The organism is Sanguibacter suarezii NBRC 16159 (assembly GCF_001552735.1).
Taxonomy (GTDB): Bacteria; Actinomycetota; Actinomycetes; order Actinomycetales; family Cellulomonadaceae; genus Sanguibacter; species Sanguibacter suarezii.
Map to the genome: position 1 here is coordinate 283,778 of NZ_BCRT01000021.1, position 15,954 is coordinate 299,731.

At 69.8% G+C, this 15,954-nt stretch carries 17 protein-coding genes and 1 riboswitch; of the genes, 3 read left to right on the plus strand and 14 right to left on the minus strand.

Translation table 11 applies throughout. From position 1 onward, the window contains the following. Positions 1–47: 47 nt before the first annotated feature. From SS2_RS14700 to SS2_RS14710, 3 genes are all read right to left on the minus strand, one after another. Positions 48–965, minus strand: coding sequence for a universal stress protein (locus SS2_RS14700; RefSeq protein WP_066465397.1), 918 nt, complete (start codon positions 963–965; stop codon positions 48–50). A gap of 192 nt (positions 966–1,157) precedes the next feature. Continuing rightward, positions 1,158–1,997 (minus strand): C40 family peptidase, encoded by an 840-nt coding sequence (locus SS2_RS14705; RefSeq protein WP_066465400.1) that lies wholly within the window; start codon positions 1,995–1,997, stop codon positions 1,158–1,160. Further along, a riboswitch (cyclic di-AMP (ydaO/yuaA leader) is annotated at positions 1,996–2,158 on the minus strand. (Overlaps the previous gene by 2 nt.) Positions 2,159–2,285: 127 nt before the next feature. Next, on the minus strand, positions 2,286–3,014 hold the full coding sequence (locus SS2_RS14710; RefSeq protein ID WP_066465402.1) for an iron-dependent transcriptional repressor DtxR: 729 nt from the start codon (positions 3,012–3,014) through the stop codon (positions 2,286–2,288). Positions 3,015–3,145: 131 nt separating this feature from the next. Here SS2_RS14710 and serC point away from each other — a divergent pair, with 131 nt between their 5' ends. Both serC and SS2_RS14720 read left to right on the plus strand, forming a co-directional pair. Next, entirely contained in the window at positions 3,146–4,273 is a 1,128-nt protein-coding gene (gene serC, locus SS2_RS14715) for a phosphoserine transaminase (RefSeq protein WP_245643611.1), read from the plus strand. A gap of 329 nt (positions 4,274–4,602) precedes the next feature. Next, positions 4,603–5,532, plus strand: a complete 930-nt coding sequence (locus SS2_RS14720) for a hypothetical protein (protein WP_157607365.1) — start codon at positions 4,603–4,605, stop codon at positions 5,530–5,532. 177 nt (positions 5,533–5,709) lie between these two features. On the opposite strand, the gene SS2_RS14725 is transcribed toward SS2_RS14720, so the two are convergent. The 4 genes from SS2_RS14725 to SS2_RS14740 form a co-directional block, all read right to left on the minus strand. Further along, positions 5,710–7,077: an MFS transporter gene (locus SS2_RS14725; RefSeq protein ID WP_066465405.1), complete on the minus strand. Its 1,368-nt coding sequence runs from the start codon at positions 7,075–7,077 to the stop codon at positions 5,710–5,712. Then, entirely contained in the window at positions 7,074–7,511 is a 438-nt protein-coding gene (locus SS2_RS14730; RefSeq protein WP_066465407.1) for a MarR family winged helix-turn-helix transcriptional regulator, read from the minus strand. Before SS2_RS14730 ends, SS2_RS14725 begins: the two co-directional genes overlap by 4 nt. Before the next feature lie 65 nt (positions 7,512–7,576). Then, positions 7,577–8,806, minus strand: coding sequence for a mannose-6-phosphate isomerase, class I (manA, locus tag SS2_RS14735; protein ID WP_066465409.1), 1,230 nt, complete (start codon positions 8,804–8,806; stop codon positions 7,577–7,579). A gap of 38 nt (positions 8,807–8,844) precedes the next feature. Beyond that, a complete protein-coding gene (locus tag SS2_RS14740; protein ID WP_066465411.1) occupies positions 8,845–10,332 on the minus strand; it encodes an NCS2 family permease in 1,488 nt (495 codons plus the stop codon). A 122-nt stretch (positions 10,333–10,454) separates the two neighbouring features. Here SS2_RS14740 and SS2_RS14745 point away from each other — a divergent pair, with 122 nt between their 5' ends. Then, positions 10,455–10,760, plus strand: coding sequence for a DUF2530 domain-containing protein (locus SS2_RS14745; protein WP_066465414.1), 306 nt, complete (start codon positions 10,455–10,457; stop codon positions 10,758–10,760). Between the two features lie 120 nt (positions 10,761–10,880). Here the strand turns inward: SS2_RS14745 and SS2_RS14750 are convergent, their stop codons facing one another. The 7 genes from SS2_RS14750 to SS2_RS14780 all read right to left on the minus strand — a co-directional run bounded on the left by SS2_RS14750 (position 10,881) and on the right by SS2_RS14780 (position 15,845). Further along, positions 10,881–11,366 carry a hypothetical protein gene (locus tag SS2_RS14750; protein ID WP_066465416.1) on the minus strand — a complete coding sequence of 162 codons (486 nt, stop codon included), beginning with the start codon at positions 11,364–11,366 and terminating at the stop codon, positions 10,881–10,883. Next, on the minus strand, positions 11,363–11,722 hold the full coding sequence (locus tag SS2_RS14755; RefSeq protein ID WP_066465417.1) for a response regulator: 360 nt from the start codon (positions 11,720–11,722) through the stop codon (positions 11,363–11,365). The genes SS2_RS14750 and SS2_RS14755 overlap by 4 nt, the downstream gene beginning before the upstream one ends. A 93-nt stretch (positions 11,723–11,815) precedes the next feature. Continuing rightward, positions 11,816–12,286, minus strand: a complete 471-nt coding sequence (locus tag SS2_RS14760) for a chemotaxis protein CheX (protein WP_066465418.1) — start codon at positions 12,284–12,286, stop codon at positions 11,816–11,818. Next, complete coding sequence (locus tag SS2_RS14765; RefSeq protein WP_066465420.1) at positions 12,283–12,675, minus strand: response regulator; 393 nt, start codon at positions 12,673–12,675, stop codon at positions 12,283–12,285. Before SS2_RS14765 ends, SS2_RS14760 begins: the two co-directional genes overlap by 4 nt. Further along, positions 12,672–13,493, minus strand: a complete 822-nt coding sequence (locus SS2_RS14770) for a CheR family methyltransferase (protein WP_066465425.1) — start codon at positions 13,491–13,493, stop codon at positions 12,672–12,674. The genes SS2_RS14765 and SS2_RS14770 overlap by 4 nt, the downstream gene beginning before the upstream one ends. Next, entirely contained in the window at positions 13,490–14,599 is a 1,110-nt protein-coding gene (locus SS2_RS14775) for a protein-glutamate methylesterase/protein-glutamine glutaminase (RefSeq protein WP_066465427.1), read from the minus strand. Before SS2_RS14775 ends, SS2_RS14770 begins: the two co-directional genes overlap by 4 nt. Before the next feature lie 46 nt (positions 14,600–14,645). Beyond that, positions 14,646–15,845 (minus strand): methyl-accepting chemotaxis protein, encoded by a 1,200-nt coding sequence (locus SS2_RS14780; RefSeq protein ID WP_245643613.1) that lies wholly within the window; start codon positions 15,843–15,845, stop codon positions 14,646–14,648. Positions 15,846–15,954: the final 109 nt, after the last annotated feature.

Here is a 15,954-nt window from a genome sequence, read left to right on the forward strand (position 1 = left end):
ACCCCGCGGTGCCGCGGCGCGCTCAGCCTGCGGCGCCAGTTCCAGGGTCAGTCCGCGGGGACGTCGCAGCGCTTGTTGACCACGAGGACCGGGCACTGGGAGTGGTGCAGCACGGCCTGGCTGGTCGAGCCGAGCAGCAGACCGGCGAAGCCGCCCCGCCCGCGCGAGCCGACGACGAGCAGGTCGCTCGCGTTGGAGAACTCGGTGAGCAGCTCGGCGCCGGTCCCGTCGAGCACGATCCGTCGGATCGTCACGCCCGGGTTGGCCGCCTCGGCCTTGTCGACGATCGTGTTGAGCCCGTCGGTGACGTCGGAGAGCACCTGCTCGTGGTCGATCGCGGCCGGCAGCCAGGCGAGCAGCCCCGCCCCCGAGCCCACCGGGACACCAGCGACAGCGACGAGCTCGGCGTCCCAGAGCCGGGCCTGCTGGATCGCCACGTGCAGCGCACCGTAGGCGGACGGCGACCCGTCGACGCCGACGACGATCCGTCGCAGTGGCTGGACCTTGGCGGTGGCGCCGGAGTCGTCGTCGCCGCGGAAGGGCACCACCACCGTGGGGCAGTGAGCGTGCGCGGGCAGGGCTGAGGACACCGTGCCGAGGAGCCGTTCGGCGAAGCCGCCCCGGCCGCGGGTCCCCACGACTGCGAGCGAGTAGCTGCGCGACATCTCCACGAGCACCCCGGCAGCGTCGCCGGTGGCGATCTGGGTGGTCACGTCCACGCCGGCGCGGGCAGCGCGCTCCTTGGCCTCGTCGAGGACCGCACGGGCCCCTTCCTGGATCGCGGAGTCGTCCAGGGCGGCGTACCCGCCGTCGAGGGACGCCGCAGCGAAGGAGGGCAAGGAGTAGGTGCACACGACGGTCAGCGGCAACCCGCTGCGGGCGGCTTGGGCGGTGGCCCAGTCCAGCGCGTGCAGGCTCGACGCCGAGCCGTCGACACCGACAAGGATGGCATCTGCGTGCGACATCGTGAACTCCCTCTGCAGGACGTATCAGTGACTGTGCTTGTAGTAGACATTACCCGGTCATGACGCTGAGCAGGGGCATTCCCGACGCCGATGGCGCCGGGAGTCCTCTCTGCTCACGGCATACCCCGCAGACGCAAAGAACCCGAGCCGCTGGGCGGCTCGGGTTCTTCACTCATGCACGGTGCTACTGGTTCAGCCGATCCGGATGAAGACCGGGTTCGACTGCCAGATGTCGCGGAACTGGATCGTCTTGCCGGGGCGCGGCGCGTCGATCTGGGTGTTGCCACCGGCGTAGATCGCGATGTGTCCAGGCGAGAAGATCAGATCGCCCGGCTGAGCCTGGTCACGGGAGATGACCGTGCCGGCGTTGCGCTGCTCACCCGAGGTGCGCGGCAGAGAGATGCCGGCCTGGGCGAAGACGTAAGACGTGAAGCCCGAGCAGTCGAAACCGTTGGGGGTGGACCCACCGGAGACGTACGGGACGCCCACGTAACGGCTGGCGATGTCGATGATGGAGCTGCCCGCTGCGGAGGCGGGTGCTGCGGTCGCCGGAGCAGCAGCCTGGACGGCCGGAGCCGCCTCGGTGGTCGCAGCTGCGGTGGCGGTGGCCGTAGAGGTCGCCGCAGCCGGGGAGGTGCGCTCGGCGGTCCGCGAGGCGGCAACCGCCGTACGCGTCGGCGTGACGACCTTGACGGGCTCAGGAGCCGGGGTGACCGAGATCTCGGTCTGCTCCACGGTCCAGGACGCGTCGGCCGCGACCGTGACGGTGGGTGCGGTGCTCAGTGCGGCGCGCGCCTCGGAGGCGAGAGCTGCGACGTCGACCGAGGCGACCGCTGCATCACTGGTGATGTTCGCTGCGGAGGCGGGGGCTGCTGCCATCAGCGAGACAAGGAGTCCCGAGGATGCAGCGACGATGGCTGAACGCTTGCCGACAGAGATGACGTTGTCGGACGCAGCGCTTGCCAGCATCGTCAGCGGCGTGATCGGCCGCCGTGCCGCGCGGTGGCGGGCACGAGTGGTGCTAGAAGTCATGTTTGCTCCAATACGCCTGCGAGGTCAGCTGTCGGGTTCGGGTAGGAGTACACCCGGCCCTGCGAACCGGAGTTCGTAGGGCTTCACCCCAAGGACGCTGCGAGCAGCGCCCAGATTTGGGTCCCCCGTCCCTGCCAGCGGGTTGTAGGCAACCTTGAGCGGTGGCAGGGTTTGGCGTCCGCTCAAGCACTTCCCCGGCGGTTAATCCGAGGAAGCAAGTCGAAGGTACATCAGGTGAACACCGGATGTCACGTTCTGATTACGACGAGTTTCTGCGTGTTGGTGCGGTCAGCGCGCCACGAAGATGTGCCGCGAGACTTCCTCGGGCAGGTCAAGCACCACATCTGCGCCCTCAGAGGTCACCGAGATGCCTGCTCCACGCTCGAGAGACTCGATGCGAATCACCCCTCCGGGCTTGACCCCGGCGGCCGCGAGACGCCCCAGCAGCTCCACGTCGGTCTGCAGCGGCTCGCCCAGGCGAGCGACCGTGGCGACCATCGGGACGGCGTCGGGCAGGGGGCCCGCCTCGACCGCGGAGCGGGCGACGAAGGCCGGGAGGGACAGCACGCCGTCGAGGAATCCCACCTCGGGGGCGGCGTCGCCGAGCTCGGCCAGCCCGGGGATCGGGTTGCCGTACGGGGAGAAGCTCGGGTGATCCAGCAGGTCCACCAGACGCTTCTCGACCCGGTCGCTCATCACGTGCTCCCAGCGGCAGGCCTCCTCGTGGACGAACTCCCAGTCCAGGCCGATGACGTCGGTGAGCAGACGCTCGGCGAGGCGGTGCTTGCGCATGACCCGCATCGCCTTGTTGTGGCCCACCTCGGTGAGCTCGAGGTGGCGGTCGCCGCTGACGACGACCAGACCGTCACGCTCCATCCGCGCAACGGTCTGAGAGACGGTGGGGCCCGAGTGACCCAGGCGCTCGGCGATACGCGCGCGCAGCGGGATGATTCCTTCTTCTGCCAGCTCGTAGATCGTCCGCAGGTACATCTCGGTGGTGTCGATCAGGTCGCTCACGCGGTCCTCCAGTGCGTCAGATGGCCTCGAGCGACGCCAAGCAGCGTCGTTCACACGTATCTACGCCCACCTTATCTCTCCTGTACGCAGGCCAGCGCGTACCTCGCGGGCGAACGCGTAAGGTGTGCAGCGTGACCGAGAACCTCACTATTCCCGCCAACCTCCTGCCCGCCGACGGCCGCTTCGGCGCCGGCCCAGGGAAGGTCCGTGACGCCCAGCTCGCAGCGCTCGCCGCGACCGGTCGATCCCTCATGGGGACCTCCCACCGCCAGGCCCCGGTCAAGAACCTCGTGGCGCGCGTGCAGTCCGGTCTGGCCGAGCTGTTCTCGCTGCCCGACGGCTACGAGATCCTGCTCGGCAACGGCGGCTCGACCGCGTTCTGGGACGCTGCGACCTTCAGCCTGGTCCGCGAGCGCGCGGCGCACGCCACCTTCGGAGAGTTCGGGTCCAAGTTCGCCCAGGCCACCACGAGCGCACCCTTCCTGGCGGCGTCGGCCATCACGTCCAGCCCGGCCGGGACGGCCGTGCTGCCCGAGCTCGTCGCCGACGCCGACGTCTACGCCTGGGCGCACAACGAGACCTCCACCGGGGCGATGGCGCTGGTGCGCCGGGTGCCCGGGTCCGCCGAGGCCGGGGCGCTGACGCTCATCGACGCGACGTCGGGGGCCGGCGGGCTCGCGGTCGACGTCGCCGAGACCGACGTCTACTACTTCGCGCCGCAGAAGTCCTTCGCCTCCGACGGCGGGCTGTGGCTCGCTGTCACCTCGCCGGCGGCGATCGAGCGGATCGCCGAGATCCACGCGAGCGACCGGTGGATCCCGGAGTTCTTGTCCCTGCAGAACGCGGTGACGAACTCGCGCGCGCACCAGACGCTCAACACCCCGGCCATCGCCACGCTCTTCCTGCTCGCCGAGCAGATCGACTGGATGCTCGCCCAGGGCGGTCTCGCGTGGGCTGCCGCACGGACCGCAGAGTCGGCCGGGCACCTGTACTCCTGGGCCGAGAGCCACAGCTTCGCGACCCCCTTCGTGGCCGACCCGGCCACCCGCTCCACGGTCGTTGGCACCATCGACTTCGACGACTCGATCGACGCAGCGGCCATCTCGCGCGTGCTGCGCGCGAACGGCGTCGTCGACGTGGACCCGTACCGCAAGCTGGGCCGCAACCAGCTGCGCGTGGCGATGTTCCCCGCCGTCGAGCCGAGCGACGTCCAGGCACTGACCGCCTCGATCGACTACATCATCGAGCACCTGGCCTGACCCCGCGGCACTCCCGCTCCGGTCTCCGCCCTCCCTGGCCGAACCCACCCTCTCCCCTCCCCGGGCCGACCCCGCCCTCTCCGCCGAACTCGTGAACCACCCGCCGAACTCGTGACCCTTCAGCCGAACTCGTGAGCGAGGGCCGTTTCTCGGGGCGGTCCCGGGCCTGGCTCACGAGTTCGCGGATCGCTTCACGAGTTCGGGGAGGGGTGGGCACGGGTGCGGGTGCAGGTGGGTACGGGTTGTGCACAGGGCGGGCGGGGGCGGCGTCGTGCACCGTGTGCCCGACGCCGGGGCTCGCTCGAGGGTGTGCGGCGCACCGTAGGTGGATGCGCACTCTCCTTCCGCTGCCGCCGCGACCCTTCGAGGGCCTCGCGCCCACCATCCTCGCGCCCGGGTCGCCGCGGCGGCCCTATCGTCCGGGAACGGTCACGCCGCTCTATCGAGGGTGGTCCTGGGTCCGGCCACCGGGGCCGTCCAAGAGCACCGGGCTCGCCGCACGGGCTCAGTCGACCGCGACGATCGCGGCCGTGCACGCCGGTCTGCGCACCGAGCACTGGTTCTACGCAGAGTCCGCCGCGCTCATCTGGGGCTGCGACGCCGTCGGCCTGGACGGGCAGGTCCACCTCGTGCAGCGCCACAACCAGCAGCGCGGAGCGCATCCCGATGTGCGGCGCCACTCGGTGACGCTCACGGCGGGCGAAGTCTGCATCGTGGACGGCTATCCGGTCACCACGCTGGGGCGCACAGTCGTCGACTGCGCCCGTCTGCTGCCCCCGCACCGGGCCGTGGTCATCGCCGACTCGGCGCTGCGACGCGGGCTGACGGTCGAGGACCTCGCCGAGTCGCTCCGCCTCGCAGCCGGGCGGCGCGGGATCTGCCGCGCCCGCGACGTGCTGTCTCTTGCTGACGGGAGAGCGGAGTCCCCCGGGGAGTCGTGGCTGCGCCTCGTCGCCGCGCACGGAGGCCTGCCCGCGCTCGAGCTGCAGATCCCGGTCCACACGCACCTCGGGCTCAAGTACGTCGACCTGGGCTGGTCGGAGTCCAAGGTGGCGGTCGAGTTCGACGGGCGGGTCAAGTACGAGGGCGGGGATGGTGGAGCGGCGTTCTACCAGGAGAAGCGGCGTCAGGACGCCTTGGAGGAGCGTGGGTGGCTCGTCGTCCGCGTCATGTGGGAGGACCTCCACCAGCCCGACGCCGTCGTCACCCGCCTCTGGGAAGCCCTCCGCTCACAGCAACGCCGTCGCGCCTCCCGCTGACCAGCAGCCCCCACGAACTCGTGAAGCGGACGCCGAACTCGTGAGTGAGCAGTCTTGCGCCAGATTCAGACGGCCCTGGCGCACGAGTTCGGCAAACGGTTCACGAGTTCGGCGGATGGCGCACGAGTTCGGGAGGGGGAGTTCGGGAGAGGGGCGGATCGGGTCGGGTGGGGCGGGTCAGGCGATGGTGGTGCGGTCTTTGGCTTCTTGGACGCCTAGGCCGTCGGCGACCTCGCGGCGCTTGCGGGGCTCGTCGGGGCGGGCCGGGCCTGCGGGGAGGGCGCCGGGGGTGGCGTAGGTGACCTCGACGTGGGGGCGGTGGAACATCTGGTACTTCACCGTGTACTCCCAGTTACGACGAGTCCAGATCGCGGCGCCCACGGCCACCAGGATCGCGGTGATCGACCCGATGCCGATCGACCAGCGTGGTCCGAAGGCCTCGGCGATCCACCCCACGATGGGCGAACCGATGGGCGTCGCGCCCATGAAGACCATCATGTAGAGCGCCATGACCCGGCCGCGCATCTGCGGGTCCGTGGTCATCTGGATGGTGCTGTTGGCCGCGGTCATCATGGTCAGGCTCGCGAAACCGACGGGGATGCTGGCCAGGGCGTAGGTGAGGTACGTCGGCATGAGCGCCATCGCTCCAGCGGCCACGCCGAAGGCGAAGGCCGACCCGATGACCAGGCGCACTCGCGGGCGCTCGCGGCGCGCGGCGAGCAGGGCGCCGGCCAGCGACCCGATCGCCAGGATCGACCCGAGCACCCCGTACTCCCCCGCACCCTTGCCGAACTCCTCGGTCGCCATGACCGCCGACGTCAGCTGGAAGTTCAGGCCGAAGGTCGAGACCACGCAGACGACCACCATGATGACGATGATGTCGGTGCGGTTCTTGACGTAGCGCATCCCTTCGCGGATCTGTCCCTTGGCGCGCGGGGCGATCGGGAGCCGGTTGAGCTCGTCGACGCGCATCCGCGTCATGGCGAAGATCACCGCGGCGAAGGTCAGGCCGTTGATGACGAACATCCAGCCCGGGCCGAAGGCCGCGATGAGCAGACCGGCGAGGCCAGGCCCCACCAGGCGCGCGGCGTTGAAGCCCGCGGAGTTGAGGCCGACGGCGTTGGAGAGCTTCTCGGCCGGGACCATCTCGGCGACGAAGGTCTGACGCACCGGGTTGTCGAAGGCGGTCACGCACCCGAGCAGCGTCGCGAAGATGTAGACGTGCCACAGCTCCGCCTTGCCGGAGAGCACCAGCAGACCGAGGGCGAGGGCGAGCACGCCCAGCGCCGTCTGGGTGAACATCAACAGCTTGCGCCGGTCGACCCGGTCGGAGACGACGCCCGCCCATGCAGAGAGGAACAGCACAGGCGCGAACTGCAGTGCGGTCACCACACCGACGGCCACCCCGGAGTGGTCGGTGAGCACCGTGAGCACGAGCCAGTCCTGGGCGACACGCTGCATCCAGGTACCGACGTTGGCCACGAGGGCGGCGCCGAACCACAGGCGGTAGTTGTAGTACCTCAGGGAGGCGAAGGTGGGACTCATTGACTGGCGATCCTCGTGAGCAGCTCGCTCGCGTCGGCAAGCGTCTGCCGTTCTTCAGGGGTCAGCTGACCCAGCTTCTTGGTCAACCAGGCGTCACGACGCCGCCTGGTCACCGCAATCTCGTTGAGCCCGGCCTCGGTGAGCTCGACGACGACGAGCCTCTTGTCGCTCTCGTGGCTGGCCTTGGCGACCAGCCCCAGGTCGACGAGAGTGTTCACGGTCCGTGTCATCGACGGCGGGCGGATGTTCTCGTGCTCGGCGAGGGCACCGGGGGTCATGGGTCCGTGGCGCTTGATGGAGGCCAGGACAGCGAACTGACCGTCGGTGAGATCAGCCTCACCGCGCTGCGCGCGGAGCTTGCGCGCGATGCGCTGGAGCGAGACCCGCAGCTGCCCACCGAGCGTTCCAGGGGTGCAGGGGTCCGATTCACTCATACCCCTTACCTTAACTCATTACCTTGGGTAACGACAAGGGTCTGGGTCGGGTGTCCGCTACCTGGTCAGGCGTATGGCACGTACGCCACCACGACCGAGCCTGCCCCCACCAAGGTGACCTGCCCGGCGTCGTGCCCGACGAAGACGGACTCCCCCTGCGCCACCCGCACGACCGGACCGAGGAGACCGTGGATCTCCAGCTCTCCGTCCAGGCACAGCGCGATCCGCGGGCCGGTGTGCGTGATGAGCGCCTCGCCACGGACCTCGCCATAGACCAGGGCGAACTCCTCCACGGGAGGCCGGTAGCCGGTGAGGCCCCCCGGCTCGGCACGCAGCACGGGGTGCTCGGGCGGGCGCGGCACGAAGGAGGCGCAGCGCAGCAGCACGTCGACGTCGACCCGCTTGGCCGTCAGCCCGGCGCGCAGCACGTTGTCCGAGCTCGCCATGATCTCGATGCCGACCCCCGACAGGTAGGCGTGCACCTCCCCCGCACCCAGGAACACCGCCTGGCCCGGCGCGAGGGAGACCCTGTTGAGCATGAGCGAGACGAGCGCGCCGGGGTCGCCCGGGAAGGACTTGGCCAGGTCGACGGCCGTCTGGTCCCCGCGGGAGGTGGACTCCCCCCGATCGAGCCGGGCGCGGATCGAGTCGATCGTGCAGGTCAGGTCCGCGGTGCAGTCACCCTCACGGGCGGCGAGGGCCACCTCGAAGGCGGCACGGACCCCGTCAGCGGTGGGCCGAGCCTGGAGGGCGGAGCGCATCTGGGCGACCGTGTCGCCGTCGAGACCGTCCAGGAGAGCGAGGATGCGCGCCGGGCGACGAAATCCGCACAACCCCTCGAAGGGCGTCAGCGCCACGAGCATCTCGGGCTTGTGCTGGTCGTCCTTGAAGTTGCGCTCGGCGGCCTCCAGAGCCAGCCCGGCGGCGTTCTCGTGGGAGTACCCGGCACGTGCCACGTGCGGCTTGGGGTGCACCTGCAGGGACAGCGGCTCCGCCGCGGCGAGGACCTTGAGCAGGTAGGGCAGGCGGGGGCCGTAGGCCTCGACGACGGAGCGCCCGAGCAGGCGGTCCGGCTCTGCGCGGAGCAGGTCCGGGAGGGCGCGCGGCCCGGGCGTCGCGTCCGGGGCGGGCACGGCGTCGGCCATCGAGGGGCCGAGCGCATGCGCGCCGAGCCACATCTCCGCGACCGGACGGCCGTCCCCGACCGCTCCGAGGAGGGCGGGGATAGCCGTCGTGGACCCCCAGGCATAGTGCTGCAGCTGGTTGGTCAGGCGGTAGATGTGGCTCGGCGTCACGGGCTGACCTTACGTCAGACCCGCAGGGGCGTGCTCGATCAGAAGGCGCCCACGGCGTCGGCCAGCGGGCCGCGCACGAAGTAGAGCACGAACATGGCGGCAGCGACCCACATGAGGGGGTGGATGACCTTGATCTTGCCCACGAACACCTTGATGAGCACGAAGGCCACGAAGCCCGCGCCGATGCCGGCGGAGATCGAGTACGTGAACGGCATGATGACGATCGTCAGGAAGGCCGGGATGGCGACCTCGTAGTTCTTCCAGTCGATGCCGGAGATCTGCATGAACATGAGGAAACCGACGACCACGAGCGCGGGGGTGGCGGCCTCGGAGGGCACCATCTCCACGATCGGGGCGAAGAGCGTGGCGAGCAGGAAGGCGATACCGGTGACCACGGAGGCCAGACCGGTGCGCGCACCGTCGCCGACACCCGCGGCGGACTCGACGTAGCTGGTGTTCGAGGACACACCACCCATGCCACCGGCCATCGCGGCGACAGAGTCGACGACGAGGATCTGGCGGGTCTTGGGCAGCTCGCCGTCCTTGTCGACGAGACCGGCCTCGGTGCCCACGGCCACCATGGTGCCCATGGTGTCGAAGAAGTCAGCGAGCAGCAGCGAGAAGACGAGCAGGATGACCGCGACGGCGCCGATCTTCTCGAAGGAGCCGAAGAGCGAGAACTGACCGAGCAGGGAGAAGTCAGGGACCGAGACGATGCTGTCCGGCGCGGTCGGGACGTTGAGCTTCCAGCCGGACGGGTTGGTGGAGCCGTCGGCACCGAACATGCCGCCGATCTTCGCGACGGCCTCGATGATCACGGCGAGCACGGTCGAGGCGACGATGGAGATGAGGATGGCGCCCTTGACCTTGCGGACCATGAGGACGATCGAGGTGAACAGACCGAAGACGAAGATGGCCAGCGGCCAGCCGGAGATGGACCCGGCGATGCCGAGCTCGACCGGGGTGGACAGGGAGGCGGGGATCCGCACGAAGCCGGCGTCGACCATGCCGACGAAGGCGATGAACAGACCGATGCCGACGCTGATCGCGGCCTTGAGCTCAGCCGGGACGGCCTTGAAGACGGCCTCGCGGAACCCGGTGAGGACGAGCAGCAAGATGATCAGACCCTCGAGGACGACGATGCCCATGGCATCGGCCCAGGTCATGTCCGGCAGGCTGGCGATCGAGTAGGCGACCACCGCGTTGAGCCCCATGCCCGCGGCCAGCGCGAGCGGGAAGTTGGCCACCAGGCCCATGGCGATCGACAGCACACCGGCGATGAGAGCGGTCGCGGCGGCGATCATCGCGATGTTCGGGCCGTCACCTCCGCCGAGGAACTGACCGGTGCCGTCTGCCACGTTGCCGAGGATGATCGGGTTGAGCACGATGATGTAGCTCATCGCGAAGAAGGTTACGAGGCCTCCGCGGATCTCCGACCCGATGGACGAGCCACGTTCGGTGATCTTGAAGAAACGGTCAATTGCGCCCTTAGGCGGCGCTTTGTCAATGGTCTGGGTGTTCGCCATGAGAAATATTGTGCCCGATTCTCGGACGCGCCGACGCCACTCCCCTCGCACATCACCCGCACATCTGGTAGAAGTACGCCCCCGAGGGCGGATCAGCCCACTAGGGTGGGGATGTGCGCTCCATGTTTGATCTCTTCCTCCACCCGGAGCGGCGCCGTCCCGGCCCGCAGCCCCTCCAGGTGGACCTCCGACGCACCATCGTGGTGGGCATCGCCCTGTGGATCGTGGCCATCATCGTCCTCGTGGTCCTCGCGCTGACCGTCGACGCCGACGTCGCGAGCAAGCTCGTGGTCTGCGCGACCGGACTGGGCCTCGGGCTGCTCGCCCTCGTGTGGGAGCACACCAACCGCCGCCGCTATCGCGCCGTCGCCGAGACCCGCGACGTCGTCATCGACCTGCCCGACGACGCCGGCACCCCGCCCGCCTGACCGCATCCGGGTGCACCGACCAGTGCGGTCGACCCGCAGCCGGACGTCAGGCAGCGGGTCGACCGCACTCAGCCACACTCAGCCGCGCGAGGGCGGCAGGGCGACTGCGGCGATGACGTGTCAGAGCACGAGCACCGAGAGACTCCCGGGACCGTAGCCGGTGATCTCGCACTCGAGGTCGATGCGGGCCACATAGGCCATCACCCAGGGAGCGACGTCCGTGGGCAGCGACGTGTTGGGCGCGTGCACGGCGTTGAGCCGCAGGTGCGGGGCGCCGTCGGCGTTGAACAGCGACGCCAGGACGTTGAGGATCTCCCCGGCGTTCTCCAGCAGCACGTCGGTCAGCTCGCCGTCGGCGACAGCCGCCTCCGAGGCGCTGGAGGGCATGAGGGCGATCGCGGCGCCCGCCCGCGCGGCCATCGGCAGGTCCATGACCACGAGCGCCGCCAGGCGCATCTGGTCGGAGACGTACTCGGCGACGACCGCTCCGCCGGGCCCGGCCGGGTCGACCATCGGACCACCGGTGAGCACGGTCATCTCGCGTCCGAGCAGCCCTTCCACGACCTCACGGGTCTGCAGGGCGTTGGGCAACGGCGTGGTGCTCATGCCAGGACCGGCTCGAGGACCTCGCGGAAGGACTCCGCGGTGAACGGCTTGGCGACGAGGAACAGCGCGCCGGCGGCCTCGGCCTGGTCGCGCATCTCCTGAGAGCCCTCGGAGGTGACGAACCCGAAGGGGATGTCACACCCGGCCTGACGCAGAGCGGTCAGCGCCTCGATCCCGGTGGCGTTGGGCATGTTCCAGTCGGAGAGGATCAGATCGGGCTGCTCTGCGAGCGCCAGGTCGTAGACCTCCTGACCGTCAGCAGCCTCGATGATCTTCCAGTCGTAGCCGGCCTGGCGCAGCGTGCGGATCACGATCTGGCGCATGACACGGCTGTCATCGGCGACGAGGACGTACATGGGGTTCCCTCCCTTGTTTCAGTTCAACAGCTTGTCTCAGCCACGCGACAGGATCGCCGCGCAGCCGACGTCGTTCCGGCGGAGCCTCGCGGCTCAGCCGATCAACCACAGCGAGACCACCAGGGTGTACCCGCGCCAGTCGACGGTGAGGTCTTGCATGAACTGGCTCTGGGCCAGCTCCGGTGGGTGCGCGGCGACCGTGGGCAGGCTGAGCACGGCCGGGGCCGCCAGCAGCGACTTCACGTTGCCGCCCACGACGTTGGCGAGCTCACCGAAGGCGTCGACGAGGTCCTCGGGGCCCACGGCCTCGTCCGGGCCCATCATGAGCAGCGCCCGCGTGAGCTCGTGCGCGGCCGCCGTCTCGGTCCGCACGACGGCGCGCGCGCCGAGCCCGAGCAGCTCGACGGTCATGTCCACCCAGGCGCAGACCGGGTCGGCGAAGTCTCCCGCCGGCCCCTCCTGCTCGGTGACCAGCACCTCGCCGCCGTCGATCATCGCCGCGAAGACGTCCTGCGTGATGGTCAGGATCTGGTCCCTGCCGACGGCTACCAGTGTGGTGCTCATGCCAACTCCTCGATCGGGAGCAGCCCGAGCAGCTCCAGCTTGTCCCGGAGCGCATCCGGGGTGAACGGTTTGATGAGGTACTCGTGCGCCCCGGCGGCCAGCGCGCGCACGATCTGCCCGTGCTCGCTCTCCGTGGTGACCATCATCAAGGTGATGCCGCGCCAGTCCCGGTTCTCCCGGACCTTGGTGACGAAGGTCAGGCCGTCCATCACCGGCATGTTCCAGTCGATGCACGCGAGGTCGAAGCCGTGCGCGTCCCCAGCAGCCGCGAGGGCGTCCAGGGCCTGCTGACCGTCGCCTGCCTCGACGATCTCGTAGCCGAGACCGGTGAGGACCGACGCCACGATCCGGCGCATGGTCCGAGAATCATCGATGACCAGTGCTTTCATGCTGCGCTCCCTGAGTTCTGATAGATCGAGCTACGGCCCACCTGGACCCGGGTCCACGCGTCGTCGACGCCGACGGTGGTCTCGGCGGCCCCCAGGACGAGGAACCCGCCACGACGCATCGCCATCCGCAGACGCCGCAAGATGTCTCGCTTGACGTCCACGTCGAAGTAGATGAGGACGTTGCGCAGGAAGACGATGTCAAAAGGTCCGCCCAGTGGCGGCGGCGAGAGGAGGTTGTGCTTGCTGAAGCGCACCATCGAGCGCACGTCGTCGCCGATCGCCCACTCGGCGCCCTGCTTGGTGAAGTGCTTGACCAGGAAGGTCACCGGGAGCCCGCGGTTGATCTCGAGCTGGGAGTAGACCCCCCGCTCGGCCTTGGCGAGGACCTCCCCCGACAGGTCCGTCGCGGTGATCTCCACCCGGCGCGAGGCCGCGAGCTGCTCCTGCACGGTCATGGCGATCGAGTACGGCTCCTGGCCGGTCGAGCAGGCAGCCGACCAGATGCGCAGCGGCGCACCGGCCGGCAGGGCCGCGACCGCCTCGGGCAGCATGTGCTCGGTGAGCGCCTGGAAGGGCAGCGCATCACGGAACCAGCTGGTCTCGTTCGTGGTCAGCGCCTCGACGATCAGCTCGGCGTCGAGCAGGTTGGGGGCCACGCGCTGCTGGCGCACGTAGTCGTCCACGCTCACACCGCGGCGCCGCGCCAACGGCATCAGGCGGCTCTCGACGAGGTACTCCTTGCCCGGGGCCAGGTGGATCGCGCTGCGCCGGCGGACGAGGTCCGCGACGAAGGTGAAGGTCTCTGCGGTCAGGCTCATCGGGTTACCTCGTTGATGGTGGAGCTGGCTTTCACGAGGCCCGTGACGGCGTGGCCGATCTCCAGGACCGGCAGGATGCGGTGGGCGAAGCCCGCGGTGGCCGTGGACCCGGGCATCCCCCACACGACCGAGCTCTGCTCGTCCTGCACGACGACGGTCCCGCCCGCCTCCGCGATGGCCCCGGCACCGGCCTTGCCGTCCGCGCCCATCCCGGTGAGGATCACCGCGAGCAGGTCCGGGCCCACCACGTCGAGGGCGGAGCGGAAGAGGACGTCGACCGAAGGACGGCAGAAGTTCACCGGTGGGGTGTGCGTGATCCGCGCCCGCAGCCGGCCCGGCTTGCCCTCGACCTGGAGGTGCGTGTCGCCCGGGGCGATGTAGATGCCGCCCGGCACCAGCGGCTGACCGTCCTGGGCCTCGTAGACCTGGGAGGGTCCGAGGCGGTCCAGGCGGCCGGCCAGCTGTCGGGTGAACACCGCGGGCATGTGCTGGACGACGAGCATGGGGACCGGCAGCGGTGCGGTGAAGCGTTCGATCACCCGGGACAGCGCCTCGGGGCCTCCGGTGGAGCAGCCCAGGACGACGGCGCGGATGGGGTGGCGCCGGATGTCCTGGCGCAGCTGGGCGACCGGCCGGGCCATGGTGGCTGCGCGCACCGGGGCGACCGAGCGCGCGGGCGCCGTCCCGGGACTCCGTCGCTGCGGGGGTACCAGCGCGCGGATCTTCGGGATGAGCTGGTCGGCGACCGCAGCAAGCGACTCGCTGATGCTGCCGACGTTGGACGGCTTCGCGACGTAGTCCGAGGCACCGGCGGACAGGGCGTCCAGGGTCGCGGTGGCACCGCGCTCGGTGAGGGTGGAGAACATGATGATCGGCATCCGGTGACCGCGCTTGCGCAGCTCACGGACCGCCTCGACGCCGTCGAGCTCGGGCATCTCGATGTCCATCGTCACCGCGTCCGGGGCGTACTGGTCGACCTTGGCCAGGGCCAGCTTGCCGTTCGCCGCCGTCGCCACGACCTCGACCTCGGGGTCGCTCTCCAGAGCCTGCACCACGAGTCGGCGGATGACGACCGAGTCGTCGACCACCAGGACGCGGATGGTCATGAGCCTGCTCCCGCGCCCTGGTCAGTCAGGTCTGCGTCCTGGGTCATCAGATCGTGAAGTGCGCGACCCGCTGGCGCAGGTCGGTGGACGTGGCGGCCAGCTCGGCGACGGCTGCGCCCACGTGTGTGACCACGTCAGAGGTGGCGGCGGCCGCGGAGGCGACGCCAGTGATGTTCGTGGCGATCTCCCCCGCACCGGTGGCCGCCTCGGTCACGCTGCGCGACATCTCGTTGGTGGTGGCGGTCTGCTCCTCGACCGCCGAGGCGATGGTGAGCTGGAAGTCGTTGATGCTCGCGATGATCGCGGAGATCTCGCCGATGGCGGCGACAGCCGAGCGGGTCTGGGACTGCACCTGCGTGATCCGGCGGGCGATGTCCTCCGCGGCCCGCCCGGACTCCGCGGCGAGGTCCTTGACCTCGCTGGCCACGACCGCGAAGCCCTTGCCGGCTTCTCCGGCGCGCGCGGCCTCGATGGTCGCGTTGAGCGCCAGCAGGTTCGTCTGGGCGGCGATGCTCGTGATGACCTTGACGACGTCGCCGATGGCCTGGGAGGACTCCCCCAGCGCGCCGACGGTGGTCGCGGTCGAGTTGGAGAACTCGACCGCCTGGCTCGCGACCTTGACGGCCTGGTTGGCGTTGGTGGCGATCTCCCGGATGGAGATGCCCATCTGCTCGGCGCCTGCCGCGATCGTGTTCACGTGCGTGTCGACCGTCTCGGCGGCGGCCGCTGCGAGGTCGGCACGCTCGCTTGTCTGGGCGGCGCCGCCAGCCACCTGGTCGTTCGCCGCAGCGAGGTCGGCTGACTTCAGCGCCACCGTGCGTGCCGCGCCGACGACGTCGGTGAGCGTGCTCCGCAGAGCCGCCCGGGCACCGTTGAAGGACTCGATGATGGACCCCAGCTCGTCGTGGTCGACGAGCGCGACGTCGTGGGTGAGGTCACCGGCAGCGAGCTGGTCGATCGAGCGACGCAGGTCGGCGATGGAGCGGCGCACCCGGCGGTTGACGGCGATAGTCAGGACGGCGCAGAGGACTGCCCCGACGACGAAGGCCACCGCGAGGATCATGAAGGTCCTGCTGGCCTCCGCCTCGGCCGCGGAGGCGAGGATCTCCGCCGCAGCGACGTCGGGCTCCTGAGAGACCACACGGAGATTGTCGGCGGAGCTGCGCAGGGCGAGCGCGCCCAGGCCGCCGACGACGGCGAAGACGACTCCCATGAGCACCAGGGGTGCGGAGAACTTCACGCCCACGGGGCGATTCCAGAACCACTGCATCGTGCTCAACTCCTGCTGTCGGACATCGAGATCCAGCCGCAGTGGTGCGGCCGGACCGGCAAAGCTGTCTTCCTATCGGCACGCA

What these genes read in the sequence shown, in the direction of transcription:
- SS2_RS14700 (WP_066465397.1), bottom strand. Translation starts at nt 965, where the DNA reads ATGTCGCACGCAGATGCCATCCTTGTCGGTGTCGACGGCTCGGCGTCG.
- SS2_RS14740 (WP_066465411.1), bottom strand. Translation starts at nt 10,332, where the DNA reads ATGGCGAACACCCAGACCATTGACAAAGCGCCGCCTAAGGGCGCAATT.
- SS2_RS14760 (WP_066465418.1), bottom strand. Translation starts at nt 12,286, where the DNA reads ATGAGCACCACACTGGTAGCCGTCGGCAGGGACCAGATCCTGACCATC.
- SS2_RS14705 (WP_066465400.1), bottom strand. Translation starts at nt 1,997, where the DNA reads ATGACTTCTAGCACCACTCGTGCCCGCCACCGCGCGGCACGGCGGCCG.
- SS2_RS14775 (WP_066465427.1), bottom strand. Translation starts at nt 14,599, where the DNA reads ATGACCATCCGCGTCCTGGTGGTCGACGACTCGGTCGTCATCCGCCGA.
- SS2_RS14770 (WP_066465425.1), bottom strand. Translation starts at nt 13,493, where the DNA reads ATGAGCCTGACCGCAGAGACCTTCACCTTCGTCGCGGACCTCGTCCGC.
- SS2_RS14745 (WP_066465414.1), top strand. Translation starts at nt 10,455, where the DNA reads ATGTTTGATCTCTTCCTCCACCCGGAGCGGCGCCGTCCCGGCCCGCAG.
- SS2_RS14750 (WP_066465416.1), bottom strand. Translation starts at nt 11,366, where the DNA reads ATGAGCACCACGCCGTTGCCCAACGCCCTGCAGACCCGTGAGGTCGTG.
- SS2_RS14730 (WP_066465407.1), bottom strand. Translation starts at nt 7,511, where the DNA reads ATGAGTGAATCGGACCCCTGCACCCCTGGAACGCTCGGTGGGCAGCTG.
- SS2_RS14720 (WP_157607365.1), top strand. Translation starts at nt 4,603, where the DNA reads ATGCGCACTCTCCTTCCGCTGCCGCCGCGACCCTTCGAGGGCCTCGCG.
- SS2_RS14765 (WP_066465420.1), bottom strand. Translation starts at nt 12,675, where the DNA reads ATGAAAGCACTGGTCATCGATGATTCTCGGACCATGCGCCGGATCGTG.
- SS2_RS14725 (WP_066465405.1), bottom strand. Translation starts at nt 7,077, where the DNA reads ATGAGTCCCACCTTCGCCTCCCTGAGGTACTACAACTACCGCCTGTGG.
- SS2_RS14755 (WP_066465417.1), bottom strand. Translation starts at nt 11,722, where the DNA reads ATGTACGTCCTCGTCGCCGATGACAGCCGTGTCATGCGCCAGATCGTG.